This window comes from Streptacidiphilus carbonis (genome assembly GCF_000787775.1).
GTDB lineage: Bacteria > Actinomycetota > Actinomycetes > Streptomycetales > Streptomycetaceae > Streptacidiphilus > Streptacidiphilus carbonis.
The window spans coordinates 88,131-102,865 of sequence record NZ_BBPM01000014.1 but is presented as its reverse complement, the minus strand read 5'-3'; the positions used below and the strand labels follow the sequence as shown (position 1 = coordinate 102,865).

13 protein-coding genes are annotated in these 14,735 nt (G+C 72.3%); 4 read left to right on the top strand and 9 right to left on the bottom strand.

The window, feature by feature from the left end; translation table 11 throughout:
* From TR46_RS13550 to TR46_RS13540, 3 genes are all read right to left on the bottom strand, one after another.
* The coding region (locus tag TR46_RS13550; RefSeq protein ID WP_161790125.1) for an ABC transporter permease at positions 1–2,532 on the bottom strand (2,532 nt) is incomplete at its 3' end.
* Between the two features lie 179 nt (positions 2,533–2,711).
* Complete coding sequence (locus tag TR46_RS13545; protein ID WP_042399263.1) at positions 2,712–3,515, bottom strand: EI24 domain-containing protein; 804 nt, start codon at positions 3,513–3,515, stop codon at positions 2,712–2,714.
* A 127-nt stretch (positions 3,516–3,642) separates the two neighbouring features.
* Positions 3,643–4,614 (bottom strand): esterase/lipase family protein, encoded by a 972-nt coding sequence (locus tag TR46_RS13540; RefSeq protein ID WP_042399260.1) that lies wholly within the window; start codon positions 4,612–4,614, stop codon positions 3,643–3,645.
* Positions 4,615–4,888: 274 nt separating this feature from the next.
* On the opposite strand from TR46_RS13540, the gene TR46_RS13535 reads away from it, so the two are divergent.
* Entirely contained in the window at positions 4,889–5,635 is a 747-nt protein-coding gene (locus TR46_RS13535; protein ID WP_042399258.1) for a class I SAM-dependent methyltransferase, read from the top strand.
* Between the two features lie 160 nt (positions 5,636–5,795).
* On the opposite strand, the gene TR46_RS13530 is transcribed toward TR46_RS13535, so the two are convergent.
* A complete protein-coding gene (locus TR46_RS13530; RefSeq protein WP_084718431.1) occupies positions 5,796–6,800 on the bottom strand; it encodes an Lrp/AsnC family transcriptional regulator in 1,005 nt (334 codons plus the stop codon).
* 123 nt (positions 6,801–6,923) lie between these two features.
* On the opposite strand from TR46_RS13530, the gene TR46_RS13525 reads away from it, so the two are divergent.
* Positions 6,924–7,835, top strand: coding sequence for an EamA family transporter (locus tag TR46_RS13525; RefSeq protein ID WP_042399252.1), 912 nt, complete (start codon positions 6,924–6,926; stop codon positions 7,833–7,835).
* Here TR46_RS13525 and TR46_RS42260 read toward each other — a convergent pair.
* The gene (locus tag TR46_RS42260; protein WP_369405987.1) at positions 7,770–8,852 is read right to left on the bottom strand and encodes a phosphotransferase; all 1,083 of its coding nucleotides are present in this window, start codon (positions 8,850–8,852) and stop codon (positions 7,770–7,772) included. The genes TR46_RS13525 and TR46_RS42260 overlap by 66 nt on opposite strands.
* Here TR46_RS42260 and TR46_RS13515 point away from each other — a divergent pair.
* Positions 8,818–9,756: an NAD-dependent epimerase/dehydratase family protein gene (locus tag TR46_RS13515; protein WP_042399249.1), complete on the top strand. Its 939-nt coding sequence runs from the start codon at positions 8,818–8,820 to the stop codon at positions 9,754–9,756. The genes TR46_RS42260 and TR46_RS13515 overlap by 35 nt on opposite strands.
* Positions 9,757–9,792: 36 nt before the next feature.
* On the opposite strand, the gene TR46_RS13510 is transcribed toward TR46_RS13515, so the two are convergent.
* From TR46_RS13510 to TR46_RS13500, 3 genes are all read right to left on the bottom strand, one after another.
* Positions 9,793–10,290 (bottom strand): GNAT family N-acetyltransferase, encoded by a 498-nt coding sequence (locus tag TR46_RS13510; RefSeq protein ID WP_042399246.1) that lies wholly within the window; start codon positions 10,288–10,290, stop codon positions 9,793–9,795.
* A 62-nt stretch (positions 10,291–10,352) separates the two neighbouring features.
* Complete coding sequence (locus TR46_RS13505; RefSeq protein ID WP_042399243.1) at positions 10,353–10,964, bottom strand: dihydrofolate reductase family protein; 612 nt, start codon at positions 10,962–10,964, stop codon at positions 10,353–10,355.
* A 171-nt stretch (positions 10,965–11,135) separates the two neighbouring features.
* Positions 11,136–11,636: a P-loop nucleotide/nucleoside kinase family protein gene (locus TR46_RS13500; RefSeq protein ID WP_042399241.1), complete on the bottom strand. Its 501-nt coding sequence runs from the start codon at positions 11,634–11,636 to the stop codon at positions 11,136–11,138.
* A gap of 208 nt (positions 11,637–11,844) precedes the next feature.
* Here TR46_RS13500 and TR46_RS13495 point away from each other — a divergent pair, with 208 nt between their 5' ends.
* On the top strand, positions 11,845–12,774 hold the full coding sequence (locus TR46_RS13495) for an aldo/keto reductase (RefSeq protein WP_042399238.1): 930 nt from the start codon (positions 11,845–11,847) through the stop codon (positions 12,772–12,774).
* A 102-nt stretch (positions 12,775–12,876) separates the two neighbouring features.
* Here the strand turns inward: TR46_RS13495 and TR46_RS13490 are convergent, their stop codons facing one another.
* Positions 12,877–14,568 (bottom strand): DUF885 domain-containing protein, encoded by a 1,692-nt coding sequence (locus TR46_RS13490; RefSeq protein ID WP_042399235.1) that lies wholly within the window; start codon positions 14,566–14,568, stop codon positions 12,877–12,879.
* Between the last annotated feature and the right edge of the window lie 167 nt (positions 14,569–14,735).

Genomic DNA, 14,735 nt, shown 5'->3' with positions numbered 1-14,735 from the left:
GGGGGCGGAGGGGACGGCGGCGGTGACGGCGATGCGGAGGCGCGCGCCGGGTTGGGTGCCGAGGACGGGGACGCCGGTGCTGATGGTGGTGGAGAACAGTCCGTCCGGGTCCGAGCCGAGCGAGCAGACCCCGGGCGGTCCCGGCTCGTAGGCGTCGGCCGAGTCGGCGGCGGTGGCGCTGCACGCGGTGGTCCTGGCACCGGCGGCGAACACGGTGCGGTCGGCCCAGCCGAGGCCCCGGGGGAGGGCGCCGGCCCAGGCGGCAGCCGTGGAACCGGCGGCGTCACCGGAACCGGAGCCGATCCGGTGCAGCACCAGCCGTAGCCGGGCCGCGTCCTGGCCGGACTGCGGCACCACGGTGATCGAGGTCAGCGTCAGCGGGTAGTCGCGCGGGCGGCCGCCGCTGCCGTTCACCGCGAGCGGCACGGTGACGGTGTGTCGGCCGCCGTCGGCGTCCGGCAGCGCCGCGCTGACGGAGTCGGTGAGGCCGGCCGCGTCCTGGAGGGTGAGCTCCAGGGTGGGGGCGGCCTTGGCACCGTTGCTGGTCAGCGTCTCGTCCAGGAGCAGTTCGGTCGGACGGCCGGGCAGCACGACGCCGTCAGCGGTGCTGTCCGCGGTGCCGGCTCCGGCGTGTGTGTCGGTGCCCACGATCTGGAGGGTGGTCCCGCCCGTCGCCGTGACCGGGGTGAGCGTCACCGGAGTGACCGCGGTGACCCCCGGCAGCGTGCGGTAGGCACCTGCCAGGACCGAGGGGGAGTAGCCGCCGCCGGCCGAGGTGTCGACCCGGACGTCGGCGCCCACGGTGAACCCGGCCTGGTCCAGGGCCAGCCCGTCCAGGCAGGCCAGCGCGGTGCCGGCGAGCGCCCCCACCGCGGCGGCCAGGCACATCAGCAGAACGGGGCCGGCGTTGCGGGCCGAGCGCCGGCTGAGCTGCCAGCCGGCCAGCGGCAGCACCAGGCCGGTGCGGCGACGTCCGTAGCGGTCCAGCAGCCGGGAGGTCAGCGGCATCAATCGGAACAGCAGCAGCGAGGCGGCCACACAGGCCACCACCGGGGCCAGCACCAGCACCGGGTCGACGGCCGGCACCGCGGCCGGCCCCGTTCCGACCGCGGTGCCCTGCGCCACGGCGTGGTGGTGTGCCAACTCCAGCCAGCCCAGCACCGCGACGGCCAGCAGCGCCAGATCCACTCCGGCCCGCTGCACTGCCACCGATCCGGCCCGGCCCCGGCCGCTGCGGCGTCGCGCGGGTATTCGCGCGGAGGCGCCGGTGGACCGTCCGCCGAGGGCCCGGATCCGTCCCAGCAGCGGCGTCACCGCCGGGTACAGCACCGGCAGGACGACCGCGGCCCCCTGTACGGCCAGCGTCAGCAGGGCGGCCGTCCATCCGGCGGAGCCCAGTGCGCCGTGCACCAGCAGCTGTGCCAGGAACGGCGCGGCGACAGCGGCCGGGACGCCGGTCAGCGCCCATTCGGCGCAGGCCGCCGCCAGCAGCCGCCCCGTCCCGGCACCGCGCGCCTGCTGTAGCTCCAGCTCGCCACGCCGGTGCTCGGCTAGTTGACATGACGTCAGAACCAGTGCCGTGAGCGCGAGTACGGCGAGAAGTGCGGTCGGCTGGTAGAGCGCCGAGCGGGCCACCGAGACGGGCGCGGCCAGCGCGTCGACGGCCTGGGGGAGCGAGGACACCACCGTCATACCGGCGAGCGGCGGCTGCGCCCCGTGGAACACGGAGAGGTCGGCGTGGCTCCCGGCGAAGGCGGAGGTCCGGTCCCGCAGCCCGGCCAACTGGTCCGAAGCGGCCCTGGCGAAGTCGCCCTGCGCACTCCAGTAGGCGGTGATCTGGCCGTTCAGTGCGGCGGTGCCGTTGAGCGCGGCGGGGGAGACGACGAAGAGGGAGTTCGCGGCGCCCTGGGCGGCGGTCGGGTCCCCGGCCATGCCCGGCCAGAACCCGGCGTTGTCCTGGGGTGTGTAGACGCCGGTGACCAGCAGGGTGACCGGGCGTCCGAAGGCGTCGCCGAGGGTGAGCCTCGCTCCGGGGCGGACGCCGAGCAGTTGGGCCAGCTGCTGCGGCAGTGCCGCGCCCACGGTCGAGGAGGCGTCCGGGGCGGAGGCTCCGGCCGAGACAACGGGCAGATGAGTGAAGGCAGTTGACGGGGTGTCGGCGACTCCGGTGGGCCAGGAGCCGGCGACCAGGCGGCCGAAACGGGCCGCCCCCTGAACGGCGACCGGATGCAGCACCGCACCCTTGCCGTTGCTGCTGGCGCCGTTGTCGACGACCAGTGGTCCGACGCCCAGCAGCCCCAGATAGGTCTGCTCGGGAACAGCGCCGTAGACCTGCGCGGTGGCCTTGCGGACGGCGGCGTCGGCTGCGGCCAGTCCGTCGGCCTGGAAGCCCGCGCTGACCTGGACCTGGGCCCGGGGGTCGGCGGCCAGCCGTACTCCGGCCCCCTGGTCGACGGCGTTGCCGGCCAGTGCGGCCAACGCTGCCAGCACCGCAGCCGCGAGCAGGACCGTCACCGCGACGGCGGTGAGCACCAACCCGTGGTGCGCGGAGCGCCGCAGCCCTGCCGGGAGCCTTCGGATCCGTGCGTTTCGGACCGGTCGGACTGCCGTCGCGACCACGCACATCTCCTCGTACCTTGTGCTTTGCAGTACTCCGCAATTCGTGCCCAGTCTTTCCCTCGGGCCGGGTGGGGCGCAAGGGATTGCCGGTCTCAGTTGGGCGGGGGCTCGGGCGCCGCGTCGGGTCGGACGGCGGTCGTGGCATCCGGCGCCGGTGGGGCGGTCGGCTCCAACTCCCTGGCCAGCAGGGTCGCTCCGGCCACCGCGCCGGGCATGGCGAAGACGGCGACGAAGGGGATGAGGAACAGCAGTACCAGCGGGACGCCGAAGCCCAGGGTCAGCGTGAGCCGGCTCCGCAGCCTGCGTATCCGCTGCCGGAAGGTCAGCCCGCGGCGCTGCAGGGCGACTGCGGCCAGCTGCTCGGTCAGGAAGAAGCCGGAGACGCAGAACGCGGCGGCCGGGACCACCGTCTGACCGATCGCGGGGACGAAGCCCAGCACCAAAAGCAGCAGACCGAGGCCGGCCGTCAGCGCCACCGAGGCCGCGCCCTCACGGGCGGCGAACACGAGTTGCTGCCCCACCGACTGGCGGGGCGCGTCCGGGGCGCCGCCCTCGATCTCCTCCACCCGCTCGGACAGCGACTCGTAGAGCGGCTGGCCGATGAGCAGGGTGACCGCGGTGAAGGTGACCACGGCGAGCAGCAGGCTGCCGCAGACCAGCAGTACGGCCAGCAGCGCGCGGACCGTCGAACGCCAGTCGGCGGACCAGTGGTCGGCGAACGGGGTGGCCCAGGTGGCGATATCGCCCGCGTAGGTCGCCAGCGCGATCAGCGCGCCGATGTAGAGGACCAGCGCCACCAGCCCGGGCAGCAGCCCGAACCCCCACCAACGGCCGTGCCGCAGTACCCATCGCTGGCCCTTGAACAGGTGTCCGAGGCCCTTTCCGAGATCACGCATGCGCGCAGTCTGCCGTAGTCCACCGACAGACTGCGCATCCGGCTGCGGTTTACCGGATCGATCCCGATCCCGAGCCCGAGCCCTGGCCAGATCCCAGGCTCGGAACCGTACCCGTACCCGGACGGGCTCAGCCGCCGAGCACCGGGAGCACCGGCACGCAGACCGGCGCCGTCGCGTGTGCCGGGTCGAGCGCGTTGCTCACGTCGTGCAGGGCCACCGGGTCGTAGATCACGGCGAGGTGGTCCGCGAAGTCCAGGGCGCACTGGTTCTGCAGCGTGATGTCGGTGACCTGCCCGCTGCTGCCGCCGCTGAGGAAGGCCGAGGTGTAGGGGGTGACCACCTCGTCGTCCTTGGTCTCGATGACGGTGTACCGGACGCCGGGCACGGTGTCGCCGCCCGCGTTCAGGGCGGTGAGGAAGGAGGAGCCGACGACCTGCTGCCCGCAGGCCGCGCACAGCGAGCCGACGAACGACGAGCCGCCCGGGAAGGCGGCCAGCAGCCCGGTCAGCCCGTCCAGGTCGGTGCCGTGGTTGGAGGGCGCCAGCCCGACCAGGGTGTGCACCTTGGCAGCCCCGCCCAGGTTCTTCAGGTAGTAGCGCGGCATCATGCCGCCCTGGGAGTGGCCGACGATGTCGACCTGCGCGGCGCCGGTGGCCGCGAGCACCTGGTCCACGAAGGCGGACAACTGGGCGGCGCTGGTGGGGATGTCACCGAAGCCCTGGAACAGGCTGCCGGCCGAGCCGCCGTAGTTGAGGGCGAAGACGCAGTAGCCCTGGTCGGCGAGCAGGGGTGAGAGCGCCTGCCAGCTGTCGGTCATGTTGCCGAAGGTGCCGTGGACCAGCACGACCGGCCGGGGGTGAGCCGAAGTCGGCTTGCAGGACCAGTTGTCGGCGCCGGGCGGCGCGCTGCCCGGGGCCGCCAGCTCGGCGGCGATCCCGGCGGCGAAGCTGTAGGGGACGGGATAGCTCGCGGCCTGCGCCTGCGGCGCGGCAAGTCCGAGCGCGGAGGCCGCCGCGGTGGCGAGGGTTAGGAGCGATGCCGCGAGGTGCCTGGGGCGGCTGGGGTTTCTGGGGCGGCTGGGGTCTCTGAACGCGGGCATGGGCATGGAGGGCCTCCGGAGTGGGGGAGGAGGATCCGGCTACCGATCGGTAGGCTTACTGGAGAGTAGGAATGCCGGATCGAGAAGGCAATGCGCATGACGGCGCAACTTCAAGATTCTGTTGTGGAGACCTCATCAGGCGTATTCAGGCTCGCCGCAGAGCCGTTGGCGACCATCCGAACGGGCGACACCACGCCGCCGCGCTGATGTCGGTGGCCGAGCCTTCGGATTCCCTGGCCTCCGCTCACTCTTGTCGCGTACGCTCCAGGACTCGATGACTGACACCTGGGACACCATCGCCGACTGGTACGCGGAGCGCCTGCGGAGGGGCTCCGCGATGCATGAGTTCGCGCGCGACATCCTGTTGCAGCAGCTGCCGGAGAATCTGACCGGAAGCCGGATCGTGGACCTGGGTTGCGGCGAGGGGCTCGTGTCCCGCGCGCTCGCGCTGCGCGGCGCCGGCGTCCGCGGTGTGGACCCCGCACCGCGCATGATCGCGCACGCCTGGATAGCCGAGGCCGAGCACCCCACCGGCGCCGTCTACACGATCGGCGACGGCTGCACCCTGGCCCCCATCGGCGACGGCACCGCGGACTGGGTCACCGCCGGGCTCTCGCTCAACAACGTCCCCGACCTCGGGGCGGCGCTCACGGCGGTGCACCGGGTGCTGCTCCCGGGCGGTCGGCTGGCGTTCACCGTCCCGCACCCCTGCTTCGAGGCCCCCGGCGCGAGTTGGGCCCCCGAGACGGTCGACGACGACCCGCCGGACACCCGGGGCCGACGCCGCACGGTCGGCGACTACCTGGCCGAAGGCTTCTGGCGCTCCGACAACCCCGAAGGCGCCCGCCGCGCGGGCAACCAGCACCGCACCCTCTCCACCTACCTGACCGCTCTCCTCGAGCAGGGATTCGCCCTGGAGGCCATCGCCGAACCCGCCCCCACCGAACCGGTCCGCGCCGAACAGCCCCTCCGGGAGGGGCTGCCGCCGTTCCTGGTAGTGAAGGCGGTCAGACTGCCCTGACGCCGCTCAGGCTGGCGGCGCTCAGAACAGTCCCGGCTGCGCCTCCTGGGCCTCCGCCGTCGTCCGTCATCGGTCCGTTCGGCTCCGGCCGGGGATGTCCAGGTGAGTGCGGGCTGTTCGGGGGTCCAGCCGAGTGCGGTGCAGCGCCAGGCTCCTGGGGTCACTCGGGCCGTCCCGCGCTGACCGGGTACGCCGTGACCGGGTATGCCATGACCGGGCCGGCCGCCTTGACGGTGCGCAGCACCGGCGCCGTCTCCAGGGTGTGGATGGCGTCCAGGGCGCCCAGGCGGTGGGTGAGGTAGCGGTGCAGTGAGGCCGGGTCGGGGCAGAGGGCCTGGGCGGCCAGGTTGGTCCGTCCTGTGGTCGCACCGACGAAGGCGAGCTCCTCGTGCCCGGCCAGGGTGGTCGCGATCCGCTCCAACTGCGCCGGGGCGACGGCCATCCAGAGCAGGGCCTGGGTGCCCATGCCGAAGGCTGCGACGTCGAGCTCGACATCGAAGAGCAGCGCGCCGCCGGCCCGGAGCTCGGCCAGCCGGCGGGTGACCGTCGCCGGGGTCCAGCCGGTGGCGGCGGCCAGTTCGGCGTGGGTGGCCCGGCCGTCCTGCCGGAGCGTGGCCAGCAGCGGTGCGTCGGCCTCGGTGATGGCGGTGTCGCCCTCGGGCGCCGCCTGCGCCGGACGCAGCAGTGCCTGCTGTTCCTCGCTCAGCGCGTCAGCGCGTCCGCGCCAGGCGGTGGGCCCGCCGAAGTAGGTGTGAAGCACGTAGTGGGCGGAGACCGAGGTGACGCTCGCGGTGCGCGGGATGTCCCCGAGCAGCAGTGAATGGCTGCTGGCGGTGGCCCCGGTGGGGGTGTGGATGATGGTGACGATCTCGGTGCCGCCCGAGGCGAGCTTCACCCAGGAGGTGTCGGTGCGCCGGGCCAGTGCCCGGGCCACGTCCTGGGCCTGGTGCGGGGCCGCGGTCAGCCGGACCAGCCACTGGGCCTGCCCGGCCCGGTGCGGGTCGGGCAGGCCGACCACGCGCAGCGCGACGGTGCCGCGCAGTCTCCGATAGCGTCGGGCCACGGTCTGCGTGGACACGCCGAGTGCGGCGGCGATCCTGGTGTAGGGGGCGCGGCCGTCGAGGTGCAGGGCGTGGATGACACCCCGGTCGATAGCGTCGAGCATGGAGCCATTCTTCGCCATGGCCCCCGCTGATGGAAGAAATCACGCAACTTCGCCGTCCGGATGGATGCCGGGCGGCGACAAAAACCACGCGACGTGCGGCCCCCGATCGTCGATACTCCGCGGATGGCCACCATCGACGTCGACACCGCCGAACGCTCCCCGTCCGGACGTCTCCTCGGCGCCATCCCGCCAACAATGCTGGTCCTCCTCGGCATCGTCAGCGTGCAACTGGGCTCGGCAGTGGCCAAGCACCTCTTCAGTGCGGTGGGCAGCTTCGGGACGGTCGCACTGCGGCTGTTCTTCGCGGCGGTGGTGCTGCTGGCGCTGTGGCGGCCGCCACTGCGGATGAACCGCCGCGCATGGGCCGTGGTGCTCGGCTACGGCGTGGTCCTCGGCACGATGAACCTGTGCTTCTACCAGGCGCTGGCCCGACTCCCGCTGGGCATCGCGGTCACTGCCGAGTTCCTCGGCCCGCTGGCGGTGGCCCTGTTCGGATCGAGGCGATGGCTGGACGCCCTCTGGGCCGTGCTCGCCGCAGGCGGCGTGCTCCTGCTGATGCAGGGGCGCGGCGACCTCAACCTGGTCGGCTTCCTGTTCGCCCTCGCCGCGGGAACCTGCTGGGGCCTGTACATCCTGATCGGCGCGGCCCTCGGCCGCCACACCACGGAAGGCAACGGCCTGGCCCTGGGCATGGCCGTCGGCGCACTGGTGGCCGTCCCCTTCGGTGTGGCCGACAGCGGGACGGCGCTGATCCGACCGTGGGTCCTGGTGGCCGGGTTCGGTGTGGCCCTGCTGTCGTCGGTGATCCCGTACTCGCTGGACCTGGAAGCCCTGCGCAGGATCCCCCCGCGCGTCTTCGGCATCCTCATGAGCCTCGAACCGGCGATGGCGGCCCTCATCGGCCTCGTCGTCCTCCAGGAGTCCCTGCGCTGGACCCAGTGGATCGCCGTCCTGTGCGTAGTGGCCGCCTCAGCCGGCGCCACCCGACCCCCCAGCCCGGACGCCCGACCTCCGGCAGCCGGCGGCGGCGAGTGATTGGGCCTGGGCTTCGGTGACGAGTTCGTCGAGCCATTCGGCGGATTCCGGGACGGCGTGGATGCCTTCCTCGACGACCCAGCGCAGGGCGAGCAGGGTCCAGCAGAGGCCGCCGATGGACATCTGTTCCTGCACGGCGGCCGGGTCGGTGCCCGACTCCCGGGCGAAGAGGGCGGTGAGGGCGGCTGCGTCCGCCTGGTCGGTCAGGCCGAGTCTGCGGGCCTCGCGCAGGAGGGTGTAGAGGTCGCCGAGGTGGGGGTGGATGTAGGCGCCGGGCCAGTCCACGGGAGAGACACGGCCGCTGACGCCCCGCACCAGGTTCTTGGCGTGGAAGTCGCCGTGGACGATGGTGGCGGGGAGGCCGGACAGCGGGCCGAGGCAGGCGTTCAGAGTTGACGCCACGCCGTCCAGCGAACCGGCCAGGTCCGGGCGGACGGTGGCCAGCCCCACCGCGGCGTGGTGCGCGGTGTCCGCGAAGTCGGCGGAGGTGCGCCGCAGGGCCGCACCGAGTGCGGGGTTCCCGGCAAGGCGCTCGGCGGCGGTCGCCCGCATCCGCGCCAGCGTGCGGACGGCCTCGCGGTAGCCCGCGGCGGTGGGCCGTTGTTCCAAGGTCTCCTCGCCGACGTCCTCCAGGACCAGCACGACCGGCTCCGATCCGTCGCCACCCTGTGCCGCGATCAGCTGCGGTGCGGGAAGCTGCAGTGGGACGACCAATTCCCGGTAGCGCATGGCTTCCTGGGCCATCTCACCAGTGCCGCGCTTGACGATCACCGAGCGCGCCCTGCCCTCTCCGAGTCGGAGCCGCCACACCTCCGACAGCCCCCAGCACCGCAGTTGCCGACCGCCGAGGACCACTGCCCCCGGACCCAGTGGCCCCTGCGGATCCGTGAGCCACTCCGGGAAATTCGTTTCCGCATCTTCGATCACTGCGGCATCATCCGCCAGGACTCCCCAGCCCGCTCGCGAATTTCCGGAGGCATCCGTGCGCCTGCTCGTCCTCGGCGGCACCAAGTTCATCGGTCGCCATCTCGTCGAGCACGCCCTCGCCGAGGGGCACGAGGTGACGCTGTTCAACCGCGGCGTGACCGGCGCGGACCTCTTCCCGGGTGTCGCCCGACTCGTCGGTGACCGGTGGGCGGATGATGGAGGACTGGCCGCCCTCGCCGAAAGGAGTTGGGACGCCGTCTTCGACTTCAGCGGTTTTCTGCCGGCCCAGGTGAACAGCGCGGCCCGCCTGCTCGCACCGCGCATCGGCCATTACACCTTCATGTCGTCCATCGCCGTCTATCCGAGGACCGACCAGATCGGCCTTGACGAGAGCACCCCGGTCCGCGCGCTGGTCCCGCTCCCCGGCAGCCCGGAGTCGCAGGGCTTCACGGCCGACACCTACGGCCCGCTGAAGGCGGCCTGCGAACAAGCCGTCGAGGCTGCCGTCCCCGGCAGGGCCACCTCCATCCGCTCCGGGTTGGTGACCGGCCCTGGCGATCCATTCGGTGCGTTCGCCAGTTGGGCGGTGGCGATGGCCGGAGACGGCCCGGTCCCGTGCGCGGCCCGCCCGGAGCAGCCGCTGCAACTGACGGACGTCCGCGACCTGGTCGCATTCATGGTCCGCACCGGGACGGAGCCGCTCCCCGGGATCTTCAACGTCATGTCCGCCCCGATCACCTTCGCCGACATGCTGGAGACCTGCGGCAGGACCAGTGACAGAGGCGCGGAGGTCCGCTGGACTCAGCAGGAGAACATCGACGAGCACGGCGCAGGCATCGTCCAGCCGCACGACGGAAGCGAGGACAGCGTCTTCCAACTCGACTGCAACCGAGCTCTGGAGGCCGGCTACCGTCCCCGTCCGTTCGAAGAGACGGCACGCGACACCATCGACTGGGCCCGCCGCACCAACCCGGTCTTCACCAGCCCGCACTGAGTCCAGCGGATCTCACCCTTCCCAGTGCATACGGGTTCAAGGGCTCTGCAGACTCTTCGTCATGACCCGCTCCCTGCGCACGCCGTCAGGGAGCAGATCACCCGACTCGTCACAGTCAGCGAAACCATGGCGTTCGTAGAGCGCGATCGCCTGTCGGTTGTCCGGCATCACCGACAGGCGCAACGTCTTGGCTTGCCGCTCCACAGCCCACCCCTCCACCGCCCTGATCAAGAGATCTCCCACCCCCTGGCCCCGCGCCGCCGGGCTGACCCAGATGGAGATCAGCTCAACACCCGCACCTTCCTCGGCCGGAACTCCGCTGGCCATCCCCACGGGATGCCCGTCGAGGACCACCACGACATCGCGCGCACCAGGAATCTCCAGGCGGCCACGCCAGCGCTCCTCCCGGTCACCGGCACCTGTCCACTCGGCCAACGTCGATCCGAACGCCGAAGGCGCCTCGGCAAGCGCAGCCAGGCGCAGCTCCCGCCACAGGGGCCAGTCGTCCGATGCCAAAATTCGCAGTTCAAGCATGGTCCAGACCCTGCACGGCGTGGACTCTCAGCTGCAAGGCGTTTACCTCCCCTGCCGGGCAACTACCCCTTTTGCCGTACCGGATAGCGCAGATGGAGCACCCCATCGCCCTGGATGACCACCTCGGGGTCCTCCAGCGTCAGGTGGCCGCCGGCGAGCGAGCCGAAGTACGGCTTGCCACGGCCGAAGACGACCGGGACGATGTCGATCGCCACCTGGTCGATGAGCCCCAGCGACAGTGCCTGCCCGCCGACCTCGCCCGCGCACACGCCGATCTCCCCGTCACCGGCCAGCTCCTGTGCCAGCGCGATTCCCTCCTCCACCGAAGCGGCGAAGCGGTACGGCGCGTCCGGGTGCCAGCCCGCCGGCCGGGGTCGGTGCGACACGACCACGACATGGTCGCTCGCGGGCGGATGACCCTCCCAGCCGTTGGTCAGATCGAACAGGCGCCGGCCGATGACGAGGACTTTCTGGCGCGTCCACATGCCCCGCACGTACTCGGCCGATGCCGCCGAAACGCGGAACGACGTACCGCCGTGACTCTCGGAGTGGTCCTCGTCGACCAGGGCGTGGTCGCCGTTGGAATACCAGTCGTGGAGCGGCCCCACGCCGTCGTGCTCATCGGCGATGTAGCCGTCCAGCGAGGCCACTGCGTGCAGGTACGTCATGCCCATGGCCGCTCCTCCTACCGATACGAGCCATCCGTCCCCCTTCACCCTGCCCGAGCAACGTCCGGCACACCACTCCGGAACACCGCTCGGCCATCCGTTCGAAGCGGTCCGCCTCGGGGGAATGCGCGAGAGGCCGGTCGGCGCTCCACGGCTGGCCGCGAAGGCGTGCAGGAATCAGCTCTGCACGACGACGTGCTCGCCCTCTCCGCTGGGTTCCTCGAAGCCGGCGAGGTACTGCTCCAGCAGCTCCGTGGAGACGGTGACGCTGTTGGCGCCCGACTGTTCGTTGCGCAGTGCGAGGCGCCGCCGCAGGGTGTCCGGGTCCGCCTTGAGGTGGACCAGCTCCCAGCGGCAGCCGCGGCTCTCGATCAGCTCCTTGTAGCGGTCGCGCGTCGCCCGGCTCCAGAAGCTGTAGTCGATGACGACGGGTTTCCGGGCGTCCAACAGGCGCACCAACTCCTGCCGCAGTTCGGCCTCGACGTCTGCCTTGAGCTGCTCGTACTCCGCCGGGGCGAGTTCCGCCGGGTCGTGGCCCAGGCGCCGCCACACCGTCTCGTCGATGGACAGCCGGACGAAGCCCCGGCGCTCCAGCGCCCGGGCGTAGGTGCTCTTGCCCGAACCCGCGATCCCGCACATCAGGACGGTGAGGCCGGGCTCGGCGACGAGATGCTCCACGGGCCCGAGACTAGCCCGCCGATCCGAGCCGCTCACCGGAATTGCCTCCCGGGCCGGCGGTCAGGCCTCGCTTCCCCTGCTCTCCAGCCAGGTCCGGTACTGGCGCAGGGGGCGCTTGCGGGCGGCGTTCGCCTCGACAACCGGGCCGGTTGCCGGCGGAGCGCCCGCTCTGCTTCGAGTGGGTGCCCGGCTCTGAGAGACTCCGGGGATGAACTCAGAGACGATCACTGCGACGGCCTCCGGCACCTGGAAGCTCGGGGACCTGACGGTCAACCGGGTCGGCTTCGGCACGATGCGCCTCACCCAGGACGGCGCCGCCCTCGACCCCGACGCCGTGCCCAGCGACCGCAGGCGGGCCATGGCCGTGCTGCGCCGGGCCGTCGAGCTCGGGGTGAACCACCTCGACACGGCGTCCTTCTACTTCTCCCGGCTGCGTTCCGCCAATGAGCTGGTCAACAGCGCGCTGGCGCCCTACCCGGACGACCTGGTGATCACCACCAAGGTCGGCCCCGGCCGCGACCCGCACGGCGCCTGGACGGACGCGGCCACGCCGGCCCAGCTGCGCGGCCAGGTGGAGGAGAACCTGCGCCAGCTCGGCCGCGACCACCTCGATGTGGTCAACTACCGTCGCCAGCGGGCCGGTTCGATCGCCGAGCACTTCGGCGCACTCGCCGAGCTGCGCGACGCCGGTCTGATCCGCCACCTCGGGCTGTCCAACGTCGGCGCCGAACACCTCGCCGAGGCCCAGGCCATCGCCCCGGTCGTCTGCGTGCAGAACCGGTACGGCCTCGGCCTGGCGACCCCCGAGGCGGACGCCCTGCTGCACTCCTGCGGGGAGCAGGGCATCGCCTTCGTGCCCTTCTACGCCATCGCAGGCACGGCCGGCGAGAAGGGCACGACCGCCGCCCAGGCCGCCCAGGACTCCGAGGTCCGCGCCATCGCCGAGGCCCACGGCATCTCGGCCGCGGAACTCCGCCTGGCCTGGTCGCTCCACCAGGGCCCGCACGTCCTGGCCATCCCGGGCACCGGCAACCCCGCCCACCTGGAAGCCAACATCGCCGCCGGCGCCCTGAAGCTCCCCGCGGACGACCTCACCCGCCTGGACGCCGTCCACGTCGCCGCAGCAGCCGGCGCCTGACAGCGAATCAACCCGGTTCAGCCGACTGATCGGTAGGCCCCGGGCGATGACCGTCCGGGCCTCCGGATCCCACCCCCTCCGAAGGCCTGTCGGACCCCAGCGTCAGAGCGACGCGAGGTTGGCGGAGAGGTCGTCGAGGCCGAAGGAGCCCTGGGCCAGGGCCTTCATGTGCCAGGTCTTGAGGTCGAAGGCGGCGCCGGCCCGGGCGCGGGCGGCTTCGCGGCCTTGGAGCCAGGCGCGTTCGCCGAGCTTGTAGCCGATGGCCTGGCCGGGGACGCCGAGGTAGCGGATGATCTCGCTCTCCCGGCGGGCGGCCGGGCTGCCGTGGTAGGCGGCCATGAAGGCGGTGCCCAGTTCCGGCGTCCAGCGTTCGCCCGGGTGGAAGCCGGAGTCGGCCGGGACGGTGAGCTGCAGGTGCATGCCGATGTCGATGATCACCCGGATGATGCGGAGCATCTGCTTGTCCAGGTAGCCGAGCCGCAGGCCGGGGTCGGTGAGGAAGCCGAGGTCGTTCATCAGCCGCTCGGCGTAGAGGGCCCAGCCCTCGACGTTGGCGCTGACCTTGCCGAGGGTGACCTGGTAGCGGCTGAGCCGGTCGGCGGCCGCGGTCCAGGAAGCGATTTGCAGATGGTGGCCGGGGACGCCCTCGTGGTACCAGGTGCTGACGATCTGCCAGGTGGGGAAGGACTCCCGGCCCAGCGTCGGCAGATAGGTGCGGCCGGGTCGGCTGAAGTCCAGGCTGGGGCCCGAGTAGTACGGCGCGGCCGAGCTCCCGGCGGGGGCCAGGCAGGACTCGACCCGGCGCAGCGGCCCGGTGATGTCGAAGTGCGCGCCGTCCAGGGCCTCGACGGCGTCGTCCATGAGCTGCTGCAGCCAGGCCCGGACCTCCTCCTGGCCCTTGATCGCCGGGCCGTGCTCGTTGAGGTGGGCCATGGCCTCCAGCACGGACGCGCCGGGGATGATGTGCTCAGCCTCGGCGCGCATCGCGTCGACGGTGGCGTGGAACTCGCTCCAGGCCCAGGAGTAGGCCTCGTCCAGGTCCAGGTCGGCGCCGGTGGACCAGCGGGCCGAGCGCAGGTAGCGCTCGCGTCCGACGGCGTCCGAGGTGCCCTCGGCGGCGGGGGCGTAGGTGTCGCCCAGCCATGCGCGCAGCTCCGCGGCAGCGGCCGCGGCCTGCCGCGCCGCAGCGTCCAGTTCGGGACGGAGCCGCTCCGGGCCAGGGGCGACGAAACCCTCGAACCAGCCGGCGCCGCCGGTGTCCTGGCCGCTCCAGGCGGCGAGCTGCCCCATCACCACCTCGACCTGCCGGGGTGCGGCGAGCAGTCCGCGGGCGATTCCCTCGGCGAGGCTGGACCGGTAGCCGGCCAGCGCCCCGGGCACGTGGCGCAGCCGTCCGGCGATCACGGCCCAGTCCTCAGCGGTGTCGGTCGGACTCACGGTGAAGATGTTCCGGACCCCGTGCAGCGGCGAGTTGATGTTGCGCAGGCTGCGCAGATGGTCGCCGGCGTCGTGCAACTGCAGCTGCGCGGTGAGCCGTTCGCGCAGCAGTCGGGAGCAGGCCTGTTCGGCGGGGTCCGCCACCACATCGACGACAGGAGGCGCGACGGCGGAGAGCGCCGCCAGCGTCTCCCTGGCGAGTTCGGCCTCGGCCTCGAAGCCGTCGGGGGAGAGGTCGGCCTGGCGGTCGTCCCCGGGGTTCAGGCCGAGCCAGGCCGACACCCCCGGGTCCAGGGCGGCCACCCTCTCGACGTACTGGTCTGCGATCCGGCGCGGGGTCAACTGGTCTTCCGACATCCCGCCATCCTGCCATCCCGCGTGTGAACGGTCCGGGAGGAGGGACCGGCAGGGGAACGGGCTCGCGAACCGACTCCCGGGGCGCGACCACGTTTGAGTGACATTGCCGGGGACGACCCGCCGCGCGCTGATAGATCTTCGGATTCGACGTCCGCGAACCACCGGGA

Coding starts and splice junctions, on each gene's coding strand:
- TR46_RS13535 (WP_042399258.1), top strand. CDS start 4,889: ATGACTGACACCTGGGACACCATCGCCGACTGGTACGCGGAGCGCCTG.
- TR46_RS13530 (WP_084718431.1), bottom strand. CDS start 6,800: ATGCTCGACGCTATCGACCGGGGTGTCATCCACGCCCTGCACCTCGAC.
- TR46_RS13505 (WP_042399243.1), bottom strand. CDS start 10,964: ATGGGCATGACGTACCTGCACGCAGTGGCCTCGCTGGACGGCTACATC.
- TR46_RS13495 (WP_042399238.1), top strand. CDS start 11,845: ATGAACTCAGAGACGATCACTGCGACGGCCTCCGGCACCTGGAAGCTC.
- TR46_RS13510 (WP_042399246.1), bottom strand. CDS start 10,290: ATGCTTGAACTGCGAATTTTGGCATCGGACGACTGGCCCCTGTGGCGG.
- TR46_RS13545 (WP_042399263.1), bottom strand. CDS start 3,515: ATGCGTGATCTCGGAAAGGGCCTCGGACACCTGTTCAAGGGCCAGCGA.
- TR46_RS13490 (WP_042399235.1), bottom strand. CDS start 14,568: ATGTCGGAAGACCAGTTGACCCCGCGCCGGATCGCAGACCAGTACGTC.
- TR46_RS13540 (WP_042399260.1), bottom strand. CDS start 4,614: ATGCCCGCGTTCAGAGACCCCAGCCGCCCCAGAAACCCCAGCCGCCCC.
- TR46_RS13525 (WP_042399252.1), top strand. CDS start 6,924: ATGGCCACCATCGACGTCGACACCGCCGAACGCTCCCCGTCCGGACGT.
- TR46_RS42260 (WP_369405987.1), bottom strand. CDS start 8,852: ATGAACTTGGTGCCGCCGAGGACGAGCAGGCGCACGGATGCCTCCGGA.